Consider the following 13856-nt stretch of genomic DNA (forward strand, 5'->3'; position numbering starts at 1 on the left):
ACAGTCCGTATGACGGAATACTCCGTCATACGGACTGCAGATCTGTCAGCTGTTGCGGCCCTGTGCATCAACGACGGCGATGGCAGCCATGTTGACGATGTCACTGACGTCATCACCCCGTTGGAGGACATGGACCGGCTTCTGCATCCCCATCAGGATCGGTCCGATCGCCTCAGCCCCCCCCAGGCGGGCCAACAGTTTATAGGCGATGTTGCCTGAGTTGAGGTCCGGGAAGATCAGGACATTGGCCGTGTTCTTCAGCTTGGAGAATTTGAAGTGATCCAGCAGTTCCTGTACCACTGCCGTATCGGCCTGCATCTCGCCGTCGATAATCAGGTCGGGCTCCCGCTCCTTGACGATCTCGACGGCACGCCGCACCTTGTCTGAGAGCGGGTGACGGACTGAGCCAAAGTTTGAGAAGGAGAGCATGGCCACCCGTGGGTCAATATCAAACACCTTGACGTTTTGCGCGGCCAGGATGGCTGTTTCAGCCAGTTCTTCAGCAGACGGGTCGATTTCAACCGTGGTATCGGCCATGAAATAGACACCCTTCTTGAAGACCATCATGTACATGCCGTGCACCGAGGTCAGATTCGGCTGTTTTCCGACAACTTCCAGTGCCGGGCGGATGGTTTCGGGGTAGTGGGCATCAATACCGGACAGCATGGCATCGGCATCGCCCATTCTGACCATCATGGCGCCGAAATGGTTGCGGGATTTACGGCGGATGATCCGTCCCGCCTCGGTCTCGGTGATCCCTTTGCGCTGTCTCAGCCGGTAGAGTTCCTGGGCATAGGGCTCGGTAAATTTTGAATGTTCGGTGTCAACGATCTGCACGTCGTCCAGATTAAGTCCCAGTTCGTCGATTTTATTGCGGATTTTTATGCTGTTGCCGATCAGGATCGGCTTGGCAATCCCTTCATCCACCAGAATCTGGGCTGCGCGCAGCATCTTCTCGTTGTCACCTTCAGGGAAGGCCACCCGTTTCGGGTCGGTCTTGGCCTTGTTGATGATGTAGCGCATGATCTCTTTTGACTTGCCCTGGGTCGATTCGAGGTGTTCGATGTACTTTTCCATATCCTCGATCGGTTGCCGGGCAACACCGCTGTCCATGGCCGCCTGGGCAATGGCCGGCGCAACATGCAGCAGCACCCGCGGATCAAACGGCTTGGGGATGATGTACTCCCTGCCGAATGAAAACTTGAGGTTGCCATAGGCCTTGCTGACCGAATCGGGCACCTCTTCACGGGCCAGCTTGGCCAGGGCCTTGACCGCTGCCAGCTTCATCTCCTCATTGATACAGCTGGCCCGCACATCCAGGGCGCCGCGGAAGATAAAGGGAAAGCCCAGCACGTTGTTAACCTGGTTGGGATAGTCTGAGCGGCCGGTGGCAATGATCACATCACCTCTGGCAGCGCGGGCCTCATCGGGGGTGATCTCCGGGTCCGGGTTGGCCATGGCGAAGATGATCGGATTGGGCGCCATGCTGCGCACCATGTCGGCAGTGAAGGCCCCTTTGGCGGAAAGGCCGAACAGGACGTCGGCCCCTTTGGCGGCCTCCTCCAGGGTGCGGAAAGGTGTCTCGGCGGCAAAGAGCTCCTTGTAGGGGTTCATGCCTTCCTTGCGGCCCTTGTAGATGACCCCCTTGGTGTCACACATGATCATGTTGTTCGGCTTGACCCCCAGGGCAATCGCCAGCTTGGCGCAGGAGTTGGCAGAAGCGCCGGCACCGTTCACCACGATCCTGATATCCTCAATATTCTTGCCAACCAGCTCAAGTGCGTTAATCAGGGCTGCCGATGAAATGATGGCGGTGCCATGCTGGTCATCATGGAAGACCGGGATCTTCATGGTCTTTTTCAGCTCTTCCTCAATGTAGAAACATTCCGGGGCCTTGATATCTTCCAGGTTGATACCGCCAAAGGTCGGCTCCAGCAGCTGGCAGGCCTTGATGATCTCATCCGGATTTTCGGTGTCAAGTTCGATATCAAAGACGTCGATATCGGCAAAACGCTTGAAAAGAACCCCTTTCCCTTCCATGACCGGCTTACCGGCCAGTGCCCCCAGGTTACCAAGGCCCAGGACGGCAGTACCGTTGGAGACAACGGCCACCAGGTTTCCTTTGGCGGTGTACTTGTAGGCATCATCCGGATTTTTTTCTATTGCCAGGCAGGGCTCTGCCACACCCGGCGAATAGGCCAGCGAGAGGTCTGCTGCGGTTTGACAGGGTTTGGTTGAGATAACCTCAATCTTTCCTTTACGACCCATTGAATGATACTCAAGAGCGTCCTTGATTTTTGCCATGGTCGACATTCCTCCAAATAATTTAGTAGGGATAAAAAAATGGTTGATTTAGTCCTGATTACACTGGTTTGTGTTTATTCTGACTAAAGACATATATGCCCCTTGCCTGGGGCTGTCAAGCGCTATCAGTTCTGAATAAAAAAATATTCTATTTCTGCGCGGTAAGAGTTGAGATGACTACACGAGTACCGTATTATACCAATCCGAACGTGAATCGCTATCTTGCATGTCCAGGAGTTATCGGTGATTGATGCGGCAGCCGGCTATATCGGCATTGATATCGGGGGGACAAACCTGCGTGGTGCGCTGGTGCGGCCGGGGGGCGAGGTGATAGCCCGCTTCAGGTCGAAGAGTGCCATTGAGGGCGGGGCAGATTCTTTCCTGGGGCGCCTGACAGAGGAAATTGACCGTCTGATCGCTGATGCCCGCGTTTCCGGTCTGCAGGTCAGTGGTGTCGGTGTTGGTGTGCCCGGTCTGATCGGAAGCGATGGTGTCATCCATTCATCCGTAAACCTGCGGCCGCTGGAGGGGATGAATCTGTCCCGTTCACTGGAGGGCCGGCTGGGAATACCGGTACTATCTGCCAATGATGCCAACCTGATCGCCCTGGGTGAGGCCTGGGCAGGTGCCGGACAAGGCATGCGCTCGCTGGCGGTGATAACCATTGGGACCGGATTGGGAAGCGGTTTGATACTTGACGGTAAACTCTGGACAGGTGCTGATGGCTTTGCCGCTGAATTCGGACATCTGACCGTTGCCCCGGAAGGGATTCCCTGCCCCTGCGGTAACCGCGGTTGTCTGGAACAGTATGTGTCGGCAGCGGCCCTGTCCCGATATGGCCAGGGTAAGACACCGGAAACCCTGGCCCTGCTGGCCGGGGAGGGCGACCCCGGTGCCTGTGCTGCATTCGAAACCATCGGTTACTGGTTGGGGACCGCCCTTGCCGGTCTGGTCAATACCCTGAATCTCGAAGGGATTATCATCGGCGGTGGTGTGGCGGCCAGCTTTGATCTGTTTGCCCCTGCCGTGCTGCAAACACTCAAACAGCGTGCCTTCCCCCAGATGGTGGCAGCGTTGAAGCTCTGTCAGGCAGCACTGGGGGATGATGCCGGACTTGTGGGAGGGGCGTTGCTGGCTGCGGGGAAGAGGTGCTAGACAATCTGTTTTTTTTGCCGGGGAGTTTACTTTCAGCTAAATGATGGTATCCTTTCAGGCATACTATCTTGTTTGACTGGTTACTAAAGCATATTCAGGGGGTTACGTATGAAACGAATCTGGTTGTTCCTGGCGTTGACACTGGTTGTGCTGGCAGGGGGCTGCGCTAAACAGGTAGCCCGTTGTACGGCACCGGAAGACAATCCGGCACATCATTATCTGCGTGGTATGGAGGCGCTTGAGGCCGGTAAAACTGAGGTGGCCCAGGAAAAATTTGATCGGGCGCTCTATTGTGAGGAGAATTTTTCAGCGGCCTATGGCGGCAAGGCCATTGTGGCAGCCCTGAAGGCCAAAGGGATGAATGACGTCAGCTATCGTGGCGTAGAGGTGGCTCGTGTCGAGGAGTACCTTGAGAAAGCCCTGAAGCTTGCAGAAACCGACAATGACCGTTTTGAGTACCAGCTGGCTGTGCTGAGAACGGCAACTGCGGTAAAGGGCAAAGATTGGCTTGACCGGGCCGAAGCGGCCTACCGTGCGGCACAGTCCCTTGAGAAGCTGGATGAACGGCGGCTGGACTATTATCAGGGCAAGGAGGCTGCTGCCTATTTCATGGGGCTGGCCTACCTGGAAGGATATCAGTTCCGCAAGGCGGAGGATAAGTTCCGTGAGACCCTGGACAGCCGTAAGATGGGCAAGTGGAATGAACCTGCCGACAAGGCCTGGAAAAAGACTGCAAAGATTGTGCGGGCCATGGGGGGGATCACCGTTGGCGACGTTGGCCGCAAGGTCGCGGTAAAGGAAGCGGTGTCCCGTGGCGATCTGGCCGCCCTGCTGGTTGATGAGATGAAGATCGACAAGCTGTTCGCCGGACGTATCCCGGTCAAATCACAACTGGATGCCATGAAAGCCGAATTTACACCGGCAGACCTGTTGTCCCATCCGTTCCTCGATGAAGTCAACACCATCATGAAATGGAAGGTACGCGGGCTTGAGCCCAAGTTTGACCAGACCACCAAGGCCTATCTTTTTAAACCGGAAGACAAGGTGTTGCGTGGTGAGATGGCCTTTATCCTTGAAGATGTGCTGATCAAGCTGACCGGCGATGAAAAGCTGGCCACCGCCTATTTCGGCCAGGAACGTTCGCCCTTCCCGGACGTCAAGGCAACCTCTCCCTTCTACAACGCTGTCATGAACATGACCAGCCGTGGGATTATGGAGGGAGAACTGTCCGGTGAGTTCCGTTTTAACGAGCCGGTTGACGGCGCCGAGGCGATTCTTGCCATCCGGATGCTGCAGCAAAAAATCAATATCTATTAGTCTACACCCTTACCTGGTACGTAATCTGACAAGGAGGAAGTTTCAATGAAAAAGAGCATCATACTGGCAGCAGTGGCCCTGATGGGTTTTGCAGGACTGGCCCAGGCAGATGAAGTGGACCTGAAAAACTACAAGATGGCCCGTGAGTACATCAGGAAAGAAAAGATAACCGTCACGGTGACGGTAGAGCAGGCGTTCAAGCAGGATGCGATCCTGGTGGTGGGAGAAGGGGTGCCGAAGAAGGGGACCACCGGCGGCCAGAAACGGTTGACGGCCCTCAGGGCTGCCGAAGTGGCTGCCCAGCGGGCCTTGGCAGAACTGCTGAAAGGGGTCTCCATTACCGGCGAGACAACGGTCAGGGATGCAGAGCTTGAGTCTGATGTGATCAGGTCTTCAGTGAACACCTTTATCAAGGGCTTTCATCCGGTGGTAAAAGACTGGAATGCCGAAGAGGAGACCGCCCTGGTTATTTTGCGGGTAGGCATCAATGGTCCGGGCAGCTTTGCCGCCATGATGTACGAAAAGGTCCTGACCGAGCCCAAAATCAAGCAACAGGTTGAGAAACCGGTCTATACACCGCCTGCTGACGTTCCTGCCCCGGCACCGGTTGCCCAGGCCTTTGACGGTCTGATCATCGATGCCACTGCGTATTCCTTCCGTCCGGCGCTGATCAACCGGATCTTTAACCCCAAGGGTGAGGTGCTTTACGATCCGGCCAAGATCAGCCAGAAGGTACTGGTTGAGCAGGGTTGCGGCGAATACACCAACAGTGTGGACAAGGCCCGTGCCGCCCTGCGCAAGCGTGGCGTCAACAACCCGCTGGTGGTGAAGGCCTCCGGTACGGTCAGCCCGTCTGATCTGCAGGTGAGCAATGATGTTGCCCTGCAGATTTTCAGCGCCAACCAGAACAACGGCTTTATGGCTGATGCGCGGGTCGCCTTTGTCCTGAAGTAGCGAGCAGCTCTTTCGTGTCAGTGGCATGATGCAGCGAACCCAAAGCCCCGTAACGACATGTTGCGGGGCTTTTTTAGTTGATTTTTGCCGGAACTTTTCCGGTCAGGGAGATGTCATATCCGGTGAGTGCTTCAGTGCAGAACAGTGATGAGGCAGGGCTGTTGTCTGCCTGCCGCAACGGCGATACCCGCGCCTTTGAACAGCTGGTGCTGCGCTATCAGCGCAGCCTGTACAATGTGGCCTGCAGGATCAGCGCTAATGAGGCCGACGCCGCTGAAATTGTTCAGGAAACGTTTCTGGCTGCCTGGCGCAAACTCAGGGATTTCCGCGGTGACGCCAGTCTTTCAACCTGGCTGACCAGCATTGCCGTTAATCAGGCCCGTACCCGCTGGCAGCAGAACCGGCAGAAGCGTGGCCGTGAGGAATCACTTGACCTGCCTGAGGGGGTGGGGCAGGGGAGGGGGCTGCAGGTCGCCTCGGAACAGCCGTCTGCTGTGGAACTGCTGGAGCGCTCCCAGTTGAGGGAACTGCTGGAACGGTGCATCAGGGCCTTGGACCAGGGCTTTCGTGAAGTGCTGGTGCTGCGTGATATGAGGGAGCTGCCCTATGAGGAAGTGGGGCAGGTGCTGGGATTGCGGGAAGGGACGGTGAAGTCGCGCCTGTTTCGGGCCCGCGAGGCGGTCAGGGACTGCGTCACCAAAGGTATGTCACAACCATGAAAACCCACGAAGAACTACGCAGCATGCTTCCGGCTCTGGCCGGGGGGGAGCTGACAGAGGTGGACCGGACCGTGCTGGAACAGCATCTGGCTGAATGTGAGTCCTGCCGCAGGGAGTTGGGGCAGCTACAGGCCGTGGTACAGGCCATACGCAGCACGGCTGAGCTGGAACCGCCGTCCTGGCTGGCTCCGCGCATTATGGCACAGATCCGGGAAGAGGCGGTCCCCCGGAACGGCTGGTTTGCCCGTCTGTTTCTGCCGCTGCAGGTCAAGCTGCCCTTGGAGGCGCTGGCCCTGGTGCTGATCTGTGCCACTGCCTGGTATGTCATGCAGGATGTCGAACGTTCGCAGCAGCGGCCCCGGACCGTGTCAGAGGCCGACAGAAAAGCCGCGCCCCAAGTCTCCCGCGGGACTGAACCGGCTGCAGCTCCTCCCGTTGTGCCGCAGACAGCGCCAGCTCCTGCGCAGCGCTCTCAGGCTGATTCCGGTTTTGCGCCGGCACCGGTGCCCGAACGTGCCGCATCACCTGAACAGTCCAGATCAGCTGTGGAATCTGCGCCTCCGGCAACCGGCTATGAGCCGTCTGCCGGAGCTCCGGCCCCTGCGGCTGAACGCGGGATGGCTGCCAAACGCAAGGCCGAGAGGGGCGACAGCCGCCTTGATGCGGCGATGCCGTCTCCACTGCGTGTAGGTCTGGTGGCCAGTGACCCGGCAGCGGTTTCCGACCAACTGTGGGAGCTGGTGCGGAGTCTGGGCGGGGAGCTGCTTGAACGCCGCAACAGAACTGTCCTGATCCGGATTCAGGGCAGCCGTCTGCCAGAACTGTTTGAGCGGCTTGCGCGGCTGGGACGGATCAGTGAGCGTCCATCCGGAGAACTGCCCCGCGATGCGTGGCTACAGGTGCAGATAATCTGGTAGGTTGAAAAAATAACATGTCCCGGGAACTTTTCCCCCTCACCTCCTGTCTAACCGTGCAAAGGCCCGCTAAAGGCCAATCACGTGCTACAGGAGGAAGTCATGAAAACCATTCTAGCCGTTATTCTGGCAATCACGGTCAGTGCCGTGCAGGTCTGGGCAGGCAGCGTCGGGGAGAACGTTGAGATGCGGATACTGTCCGACTCCGGTTCGGAACTGACGCTGTACCCGGTCTCCGCCCGTTATCCAGCAAGAAAGGTCTATGCCGAGGCGATCAAGGGTGATCACTACAGGATTGCCGTCCGCAACAGGCTGAACCGGCGGGTCGGGGTGGTGATTGCGGTGGATGGCCGCAACATCGTATCCGGCCAGAAGTCGTGGCTGAAGAACAGCGAGCGGATGTATATCCTGGAACCGTACGAGCAGTACGAATACGCCGGGTGGCGTACGGCTCAGGACCGGATCAACCGTTTCTATTTTACCGATGTGCATGACTCCTATGCCGCCTCCTTTGGGGACCAGAGCGCCATGGGAGTAATTGCGGTGGCGGTCTACCCGGAGCTGCAGCACTATGAGCCACCTGTGCAGTACCGCAGCCAGAGCTCCGAGGGGATACCGTCTGCTGCCGCCCCTTCAGCTGTGCCCGAACGCAGGAAATCCGCTGCAGCACCATCTGCAAAGGCGGAAATGATGGAGCTATCCGCAGGTACCGGTTACGGCCGGAGTGAGTATGCACCGTCCCGGACTGTGGCCTTCGAACCGGAACGTCGGGCAGTGGAGACCCTGTATATCAAGTATGAGTGGCGCAGCACGCTTTGCAAACGGGGGGTCATCAGCTGTGGCCGGCCCTCTCCCAAGGGACAGAACCGGTTGTGGGACAACGGCGGCTATGCACCGCCGCCGTACGGGCGGGAGTAGTCCGGCTACCTGCCTGCCAGTTGCGGTGATGCAATGGTTCCGCTGATCGGCAGGGTGTAACTGCCCGGTGCTGTCTGGTAGAGCATCATCAACAGGAAGATGGATTTCTGCCGTTCAAGGAATTCAGCGGTCGGCATCAGTTGCAGACTGAGGTTGAGCGGGGCGTTCGGGGTGATACTGGTGCTGCCGGTCAGGCGCAGGTAGATGCCGTCGCCCTGCATTGCCAGGCTGTCAACGGTGATGCGGGGACCGCTGGTGGTAACCAGTCCGCGTGCCTCCTGCACCGTCAGATCAGGCAGTGACATGCCGGCAATACTGGCACCCTTGAGCCCCAGAGCCGCTATCTGCAGTTTGGCGGTTCCGGCAAGCAGGCCGTTCTGCTGGGTGGCAAAGTCGAGATCCAGCCGTGCCGTGCCACGCAGCTGCCCCCCCAGTTTTGAGGTGAGCAGCGGGATGCTGGCCAGTTCCAGTCCTGCGATACGGATGCTTCCCGAACGTTTTTTGAGCGGGTAGACGCTGAACGAGCCGCGCAATGAACCGGAGCCGCTCTGGCCGCTCAGACTCAGCCTGACCCTGCCGGTCAGCAGCGGGAGCAGCTGCAGGCGCAGACGGAACTGCTCAACGGTAAGCCATGCCCCGTTCAGATCGCCGATGGTCAGCTGGTCTGCCGCCAGTGCAAAGGGAATGGTCGTCCGCAGGTTTCTGGCCTGCAGGGTGAGCCCTTGCGGCTCCAGGCGCTCGCGGAGTGCCTGATCAAGGGAACGATCGGAAATAAACCAGACCGCCAGCATCATGACCAGTAACAGGCCTGCCAGGGCGGCGGCAAAGCCGCCTATGAGGCGCAGGAAAAGGTTCATCGACGCTCTGTCGGTGCCGGTCGCAAGAGTCCTACGGTCAGGGTGAGATCGAGCTTTGCCGGATCGCTGAAACGGGTTCGCAAAAGTGCCTTACGGATGGCAACCGGTTTCGTGCCGTACTCCAGCCGGTGCAGCAGGTTGACCGTCTCATTCAGGCTCAGGCCTGAAAGTGTTATCTCGGAGCTGTCTTCCAATGAACCGTTTTTCTCCTGCTTGGGCAGCGGTTTGGTCTGAATGCCTGCCTTGGCGACAATGCCGCTCTGTTCAATGATGGCTGCCGGACTGTCCTCCGTGGTCACCGTTGCCAACCGGTTTGTCAGGCGCTGGGCTTCTCCGGAGATCTCCCGGTAACGCTGCTGCAGGGTCATCAGCTCCTTTAAGGTCAGCTCACGGGAGGCCAGTTTGCGTTCCAGGGTTGCCAGGTGGTTTTCCAGCAAGCCGTAACAGACAAAAAAGAGCAGCACAATGGAAAGGGCAATGATCACCAGGCGCCTGATTTCCGCATCCAGTGCCGATATCTGCTCCATGATTTTGGTAAATAGTGTCATGGCTTTGTTCCTCCGCGGGTCCCTTTCAGCTGGAAGAGGACCGTCCCATCCGGGCGGCTGGTGATCTCCGGCTGTTCCACCTGCCATCCGGCCGTCACCAGCTTTTGCCGCAAGGTGCTGATGGCGGCACTGGTTCTGCCGTCGCCTTTGACCTTGAAACGGGTTCCGTCATAGTCGATTTCGCTGAATCCGTTGATCTCGGCGCTCTTCTGTTCAGTCAGCAGACGCAGGAACGGCAAGATGACCGGGCTGAGGCTGTTGCCTTCAAGCCGGCGTATTTCGGCCTTCAGCTCAGCTGCCTCGTCCACCGCCTTCTTCCGTTTCGGGAAACTCTCCCGGTAGATCTTGCCGATGGAACTGTTCAGTGATGCGATATCCCGTGCAAGCAGATACCAGCGGGTACCTGCCTCTGCAAGGAGCAGAACGGCAGCGACACAGGCCAGTATCAGCGGCAGACGGATCGTTCTCAGCAAACGCTTGTTTTTCTGCTTCCAGGCCAAGGGACCGGTGCGCAGATTAAACGGCTCTCCGAAACAGACCGCCAACGCTGCGGCAAAGGGGGCTGCCAGGGCCAGCGGGGCCAGCCCGTCCTGCGATACCGGTGTCTTCAATGCATCCGGCAGGGGAAAAGGTTCGATAGTACGCTCTGAGGTTGCGGCAAGGGGCAGCAACAGCGGGTCAAGCAGCAGGACCCGGTCTACCTGCAGGTTGCGGGTCAGCTCCAGCGTGGCAAGCGTCCGCTCAAGGTCGTCGCTGTTGCCGGTCAAGGTTCTGCAGAACAGCAGCTGACCCTGGCGGCAGACGGCGACGGCGCTGCTGTCGCAGATTGCCACGGTCTCGGCGGAGTCGGGCGGCAGCAGCAGATTCCAGTTCAGACAGGAGACGGTGACGATCTCCGGTTCAGCCCCTGCCTCAGTCAGGGTGTCGATCAGATCCGCAATCTGCCCCTGTGCTGCCCAGCCGGCCAACTGGCCTCCCCCTGCCAGTGCCACCGCATCACAGACAATGGTTGCATCATCCTGGGCGGTTTCTCCTGCCAGTTCAAACGGCAGGACAGCCTGGATTTTTGCACGCTCTGTAATGGGAAGCTGCAGTTCGCGCAGATTCAGCAGGCGGGGGGGCACGGACAGGATGGTCCTGGTTTCTCCCTTGGTAACCGCAGCCAGGGTGTCCCTTAGCCTGCTGACCAGTTCTTCCCGGTTCTCGGTCTGGTGCTGGATGCCGGTAAGCGGCACCAGCTCCCTGCCGGCATGACGGAATCTGCCAATGGTAAAGCCGGATTCATGCAGTTGGATGACATGTATGATCATGGTCTCAATACTCCCGCCAGTAGATGATGGTGGATGTCCCGCCGTTGATACGGGCTACGACTTCAATGGTGCGGGTGACGTCGTTGACGGTGGCCTCGGAGAGGATCCGGTAGACCGAACCTTTGGTCACAATACGGGTTTGCAGGGTAGTGGCAATGGTTTGCATACCGGGAATCTTGACCAGCTCAGCCGGAGTCCTGAAGGGGGTTGTCAGCCGGTAGGCAATGATCTGGTCTGCCAGAGACTCGCTCATCCCGTCATCCAATGCCAGCAAGACCTCCCGTGGTGCCGTATTAATGTTGATCGGAGCAGCGGTGGTACCGCCGGGCTGATCCCCGTAGACGGTGGTAAACGGCCGCAACTGCTCAACCAGTTCCGGGGTGAAGCCTTTGATCCGGTTCAGTTCTTCAAAGGTCTCAAGCGGTTTGTTGCGTGGGCGATACTGCAGTTTGCGCCCCTGATACCAGGCCGACTCGGCTCCACCCGGATGGGGTGTGTCGTCGGAATCAATCCAGTCTGCCAGACTCTCCAGCAGATCGGACGGCAGCTTGAGGCGTGTCAGCAAGCGTTGTCCGATACCTTTGTACTCCTCATTGAACTGTCCGTTCGGCAGTGCGATCAGGTTCAGGTTGAGCTTGCCGTTCTCCTCTTCAATCGTGATCCGCAGAGAACCCCGTTCTTCGTCGAACACAAGCGGTTTCGCCCAGACATCATTCAGTGAGCTGTATGACTGGCCTGACGTGGTTGTCGTAAGCAGCTGCAGCGCGCCGGTAATGCCCCCTTCGGCAAACAGGCTGCCCTGCTGGGCCGCAACGGCATTGTGGTGCGTACCGGTCTCAAGATAGACCTCATTGATAAAGGTCACCACGAGAGCGGTAACCAGCGCCGTCACCACCAGGGCTATGACCAGTGCAAACCCGCGCGTGCCGTTCATCGTGACGTAATCCTCGGCTTGACCGTGGCCTGGTACGATACGGTCTGTCCAGCTTCGCGCAGCGTGATGGTAACCCGGATCAATTTGGGCACGGATTTGGTCAGTTCCGTGTCCCAGGTCCTCAGCCAGCGGCTGCCATCCGAGCATTCCACCAGAAAGCCCTCCAGCGTATCAAGCAGGGGATAGGCCTTGGGGTCGTCCCCTTCCAACAGCAGGTCCCGGCTGGCCTTGGTCAGGCTAAGCCGCTCCTGGGAGGTATCGATGCGGTACCGTACACGCACCTGATCGGATACCGGTGCAGGAGTCGGAGCAGCCAGGGTGCTGAATGTCAGGGTTGAGGCAGGCTTGCCGAAATAGTCCTTGTCTTCCACCACAAAGCGCAGGCGGCTGTCGTCCGGGAAATAGCGCAATGAAGCGAGTTCACGGCGGAGCATATCCAGGGTGGAGCGCAGAACCCGGCGCTGTTCCATGCCCTGGGAGGCGGCCTCATGGGCCCGGTTAAGGGAGAACAGCGTTGAATAGGCTGCGGCGATAATCAGTGTCGCAATTGCAAGGCCAATCAGCAGTTCGAGCAGGGTAAACCCGCGACGGTTACTTGCGGGCATAGGTCACCAGGGTCAGGTTGCGGCGGCCCTGCTGCCAGGAGACCGTGAGCGTAAAACGGCGAAGCCCCGGGTAGTTTGAGGGCAACTCCTCACGCTTCCAGGTCATGTCAGGATGTTCCGGGGCAAAAGAACCGTCGGCCTTGAGCGACGTGAGGAAATCCGGTTCTTCTAGTTTGGCCCGGCACAAGAGCATGGCCGAGGTTTCCTCCCGGTCACGCACAACCAGTGAAAGGTGCCGGTTAAAGACGACAACGGAGCTGGTCAGGACACCGGCCACCAGCGCCAGGGCCACCAGCACCTCAAGGAGGGTAAAACCGCTGGATGCCCGGCTCTTCACTGGATCGTCTCCTGATATCCTGACGCGACCTTGATTGAACCGCTGACCGGCAGTGCCTGAAGGGTGAAGTAGCTGCCGTCGGGCGCGACCAGATGCAGCAGCAGGGGGGCCGAGCGGCCACCGGGGCCGTAGCTGATCAGGGCCTCCCCGGTATTGATCGTGCCGAGCTGGTCCGTGGTGATGTCGCTGACGCGGATACCTTTTGCCAGCGGCTGACGTTTCAGGAAGGGGTCGTCATCCTGTTGGTTGTCATTGACGGCCGGTTCTTTCCGGCTGACACTCAGACGGTCGTCATCAAGACTGATACGCAAATAGTAGGTCTTTTTGGTTGCAACGGCACGTTCTTCCAGATAGCGCATCAGAACCGCCAGCTGGCGGGCTGAATTGCGCAGATCGGATGCCTGGCTTGAAGGCAGACGTGGAAATATCAGCGCTGCGATCAGCGACACCAGAAGCAGCACCACAATCAGTTCCAGCAGGGTAAAACCTGCGTTCAAGGGCCGCATCATACTGGTGGGGCAGTGCTGTCCGGTATGCTTACTGGATGTTCCAGTTGCAGATATCGGCACCTTTACCTTCGCCCCCCTTGACACCATCACTGCCAAGGCTGCAAAGATCGTAGTCGCCATGCTCACCGGGGGAGAGGTAGATGTAGTCGCCGCCCCAGGGGTCTGTCGGCAGCTTTTTGCTCTCCAGATAGCCTTCCTGGCGGTAGTTTTTAGGAATCAGCCCGGTGGTCGGCTTGGTCAACAACGCCTGCATCCCCTGTTCCGTGGTGGGGTAGTTGCCGTTATCCAGTTTGTACAGCTTGAGTGCGGTTTCCAGATTACGGATCTGTACCTTGGCGTCGGCAAGCTTGGCATCGTCAGACCTGCCGATGATCTTGGGGCCGACCAGCGCCGCCAGGAGCGCCAGGATGACGATGACGACCATGATTTCTATCAGGGTAAAACCCCGCCGGTTGTTGATTGTTGTTCTCTGCAT

The 13856-nt window shown here is 58.4% G+C and carries 15 protein-coding genes; 6 read left to right on the forward strand and 9 right to left on the reverse strand.

The features are described from left to right. Positions 1-45: 45 nt before the first annotated feature. A complete protein-coding gene (locus FY034_RS05385) occupies positions 46-2304 on the reverse strand; it encodes an NADP-dependent malic enzyme (protein ID WP_265554329.1) in 2259 nt (752 codons plus the stop codon). Between the two features lie 243 nt (positions 2305-2547). On the opposite strand from FY034_RS05385, the gene FY034_RS05390 reads away from it, so the two are divergent. The 6 genes from FY034_RS05390 (at position 2548) to FY034_RS05415 (ending at position 8281) form a co-directional block, all read left to right on the forward strand. Then, positions 2548-3459 carry an ROK family protein gene (locus tag FY034_RS05390; RefSeq protein ID WP_265554330.1) on the forward strand — a complete coding sequence of 304 codons (912 nt, stop codon included), beginning with the start codon at positions 2548-2550 and terminating at the stop codon, positions 3457-3459. A 108-nt stretch (positions 3460-3567) separates the two neighbouring features. After that, positions 3568-4776 carry an S-layer homology domain-containing protein gene (locus tag FY034_RS05395; RefSeq protein ID WP_265554331.1) on the forward strand — a complete coding sequence of 403 codons (1209 nt, stop codon included), beginning with the start codon at positions 3568-3570 and terminating at the stop codon, positions 4774-4776. A gap of 45 nt (positions 4777-4821) precedes the next feature. After that, positions 4822-5730: a hypothetical protein gene (locus FY034_RS05400; protein WP_265554332.1), complete on the forward strand. Its 909-nt coding sequence runs from the start codon at positions 4822-4824 to the stop codon at positions 5728-5730. A gap of 122 nt (positions 5731-5852) precedes the next feature. Continuing rightward, positions 5853-6449, forward strand: a complete 597-nt coding sequence (locus FY034_RS05405; RefSeq protein WP_265554333.1) for an RNA polymerase sigma factor — start codon at positions 5853-5855, stop codon at positions 6447-6449. Continuing rightward, positions 6446-7366, forward strand: a complete 921-nt coding sequence (locus tag FY034_RS05410) for a DUF2275 domain-containing protein (RefSeq protein WP_265554334.1) — start codon at positions 6446-6448, stop codon at positions 7364-7366. Before FY034_RS05405 ends, FY034_RS05410 begins: the two co-directional genes overlap by 4 nt. 99 nt (positions 7367-7465) lie before the next feature. After that, on the forward strand, positions 7466-8281 hold the full coding sequence (locus tag FY034_RS05415; protein WP_265554336.1) for a hypothetical protein: 816 nt from the start codon (positions 7466-7468) through the stop codon (positions 8279-8281). Positions 8282-8286: 5 nt separating this feature from the next. On the opposite strand, the gene gspN is transcribed toward FY034_RS05415, so the two are convergent. Genes gspN through gspG form a run of 8 tightly spaced genes read right to left on the reverse strand, consistent with a single transcriptional unit; the run spans position 8287 to position 13856 of the window. Then, a complete protein-coding gene (gene gspN / locus FY034_RS05420; protein ID WP_265554337.1) occupies positions 8287-9138 on the reverse strand; it encodes a type II secretion system protein GspN in 852 nt (283 codons plus the stop codon). Continuing rightward, positions 9135-9686, reverse strand: a complete 552-nt coding sequence (locus FY034_RS05425; protein WP_265554338.1) for a general secretion pathway protein GspM — start codon at positions 9684-9686, stop codon at positions 9135-9137. The genes gspN and FY034_RS05425 overlap by 4 nt, the downstream gene beginning before the upstream one ends. Further along, positions 9683-10996, reverse strand: a complete 1314-nt coding sequence (gspL, locus tag FY034_RS05430; protein WP_265554339.1) for a type II secretion system protein GspL — start codon at positions 10994-10996, stop codon at positions 9683-9685. Before gspL ends, FY034_RS05425 begins: the two co-directional genes overlap by 4 nt. A gap of 4 nt (positions 10997-11000) precedes the next feature. Next, positions 11001-11930, reverse strand: a complete 930-nt coding sequence (gene gspK, locus FY034_RS05435; protein WP_265554340.1) for a type II secretion system minor pseudopilin GspK — start codon at positions 11928-11930, stop codon at positions 11001-11003. Continuing rightward, entirely contained in the window at positions 11927-12535 is a 609-nt protein-coding gene (locus FY034_RS05440; RefSeq protein WP_265554341.1) for a type II secretion system protein GspJ, read from the reverse strand. The genes gspK and FY034_RS05440 overlap by 4 nt, the downstream gene beginning before the upstream one ends. Further along, the gene (locus FY034_RS05445) at positions 12522-12872 is read right to left on the reverse strand and encodes a prepilin-type N-terminal cleavage/methylation domain-containing protein (RefSeq protein WP_265554342.1); all 351 of its coding nucleotides are present in this window, start codon (positions 12870-12872) and stop codon (positions 12522-12524) included. The genes FY034_RS05440 and FY034_RS05445 overlap by 14 nt, the downstream gene beginning before the upstream one ends. After that, complete coding sequence (locus FY034_RS05450; protein WP_265554344.1) at positions 12869-13369, reverse strand: prepilin-type N-terminal cleavage/methylation domain-containing protein; 501 nt, start codon at positions 13367-13369, stop codon at positions 12869-12871. The genes FY034_RS05445 and FY034_RS05450 overlap by 4 nt, the downstream gene beginning before the upstream one ends. 40 nt (positions 13370-13409) lie before the next feature. After that, positions 13410-13856, reverse strand: a complete 447-nt coding sequence (gene gspG / locus FY034_RS05455) for a type II secretion system major pseudopilin GspG (protein ID WP_265554346.1) — start codon at positions 13854-13856, stop codon at positions 13410-13412.

Source organism: Trichlorobacter lovleyi, from assembly GCF_015239775.1.
GTDB classification, from domain to species: Bacteria; Desulfobacterota; Desulfuromonadia; order Geobacterales; family Pseudopelobacteraceae; genus Trichlorobacter; species Trichlorobacter lovleyi_B.

Coding starts and splice junctions, on each gene's coding strand:
- FY034_RS05385 (WP_265554329.1), bottom strand. CDS start 2,304: ATGGCAAAAATCAAGGACGCTCTTGAGTATCATTCAATGGGTCGTAAA.
- FY034_RS05395 (WP_265554331.1), top strand. CDS start 3,568: ATGAAACGAATCTGGTTGTTCCTGGCGTTGACACTGGTTGTGCTGGCA.
- FY034_RS05400 (WP_265554332.1), top strand. CDS start 4,822: ATGAAAAAGAGCATCATACTGGCAGCAGTGGCCCTGATGGGTTTTGCA.
- FY034_RS05410 (WP_265554334.1), top strand. CDS start 6,446: ATGAAAACCCACGAAGAACTACGCAGCATGCTTCCGGCTCTGGCCGGG.
- FY034_RS05415 (WP_265554336.1), top strand. CDS start 7,466: ATGAAAACCATTCTAGCCGTTATTCTGGCAATCACGGTCAGTGCCGTG.
- gspN (WP_265554337.1), bottom strand. CDS start 9,138: ATGAACCTTTTCCTGCGCCTCATAGGCGGCTTTGCCGCCGCCCTGGCA.
- FY034_RS05425 (WP_265554338.1), bottom strand. CDS start 9,686: ATGACACTATTTACCAAAATCATGGAGCAGATATCGGCACTGGATGCG.
- gspL (WP_265554339.1), bottom strand. CDS start 10,996: ATGATCATACATGTCATCCAACTGCATGAATCCGGCTTTACCATTGGC.
- gspK (WP_265554340.1), bottom strand. CDS start 11,930: ATGAACGGCACGCGCGGGTTTGCACTGGTCATAGCCCTGGTGGTGACG.
- FY034_RS05440 (WP_265554341.1), bottom strand. CDS start 12,535: ATGCCCGCAAGTAACCGTCGCGGGTTTACCCTGCTCGAACTGCTGATT.
- gspG (WP_265554346.1), bottom strand. CDS start 13,856: ATGCAGAGAACAACAATCAACAACCGGCGGGGTTTTACCCTGATAGAA.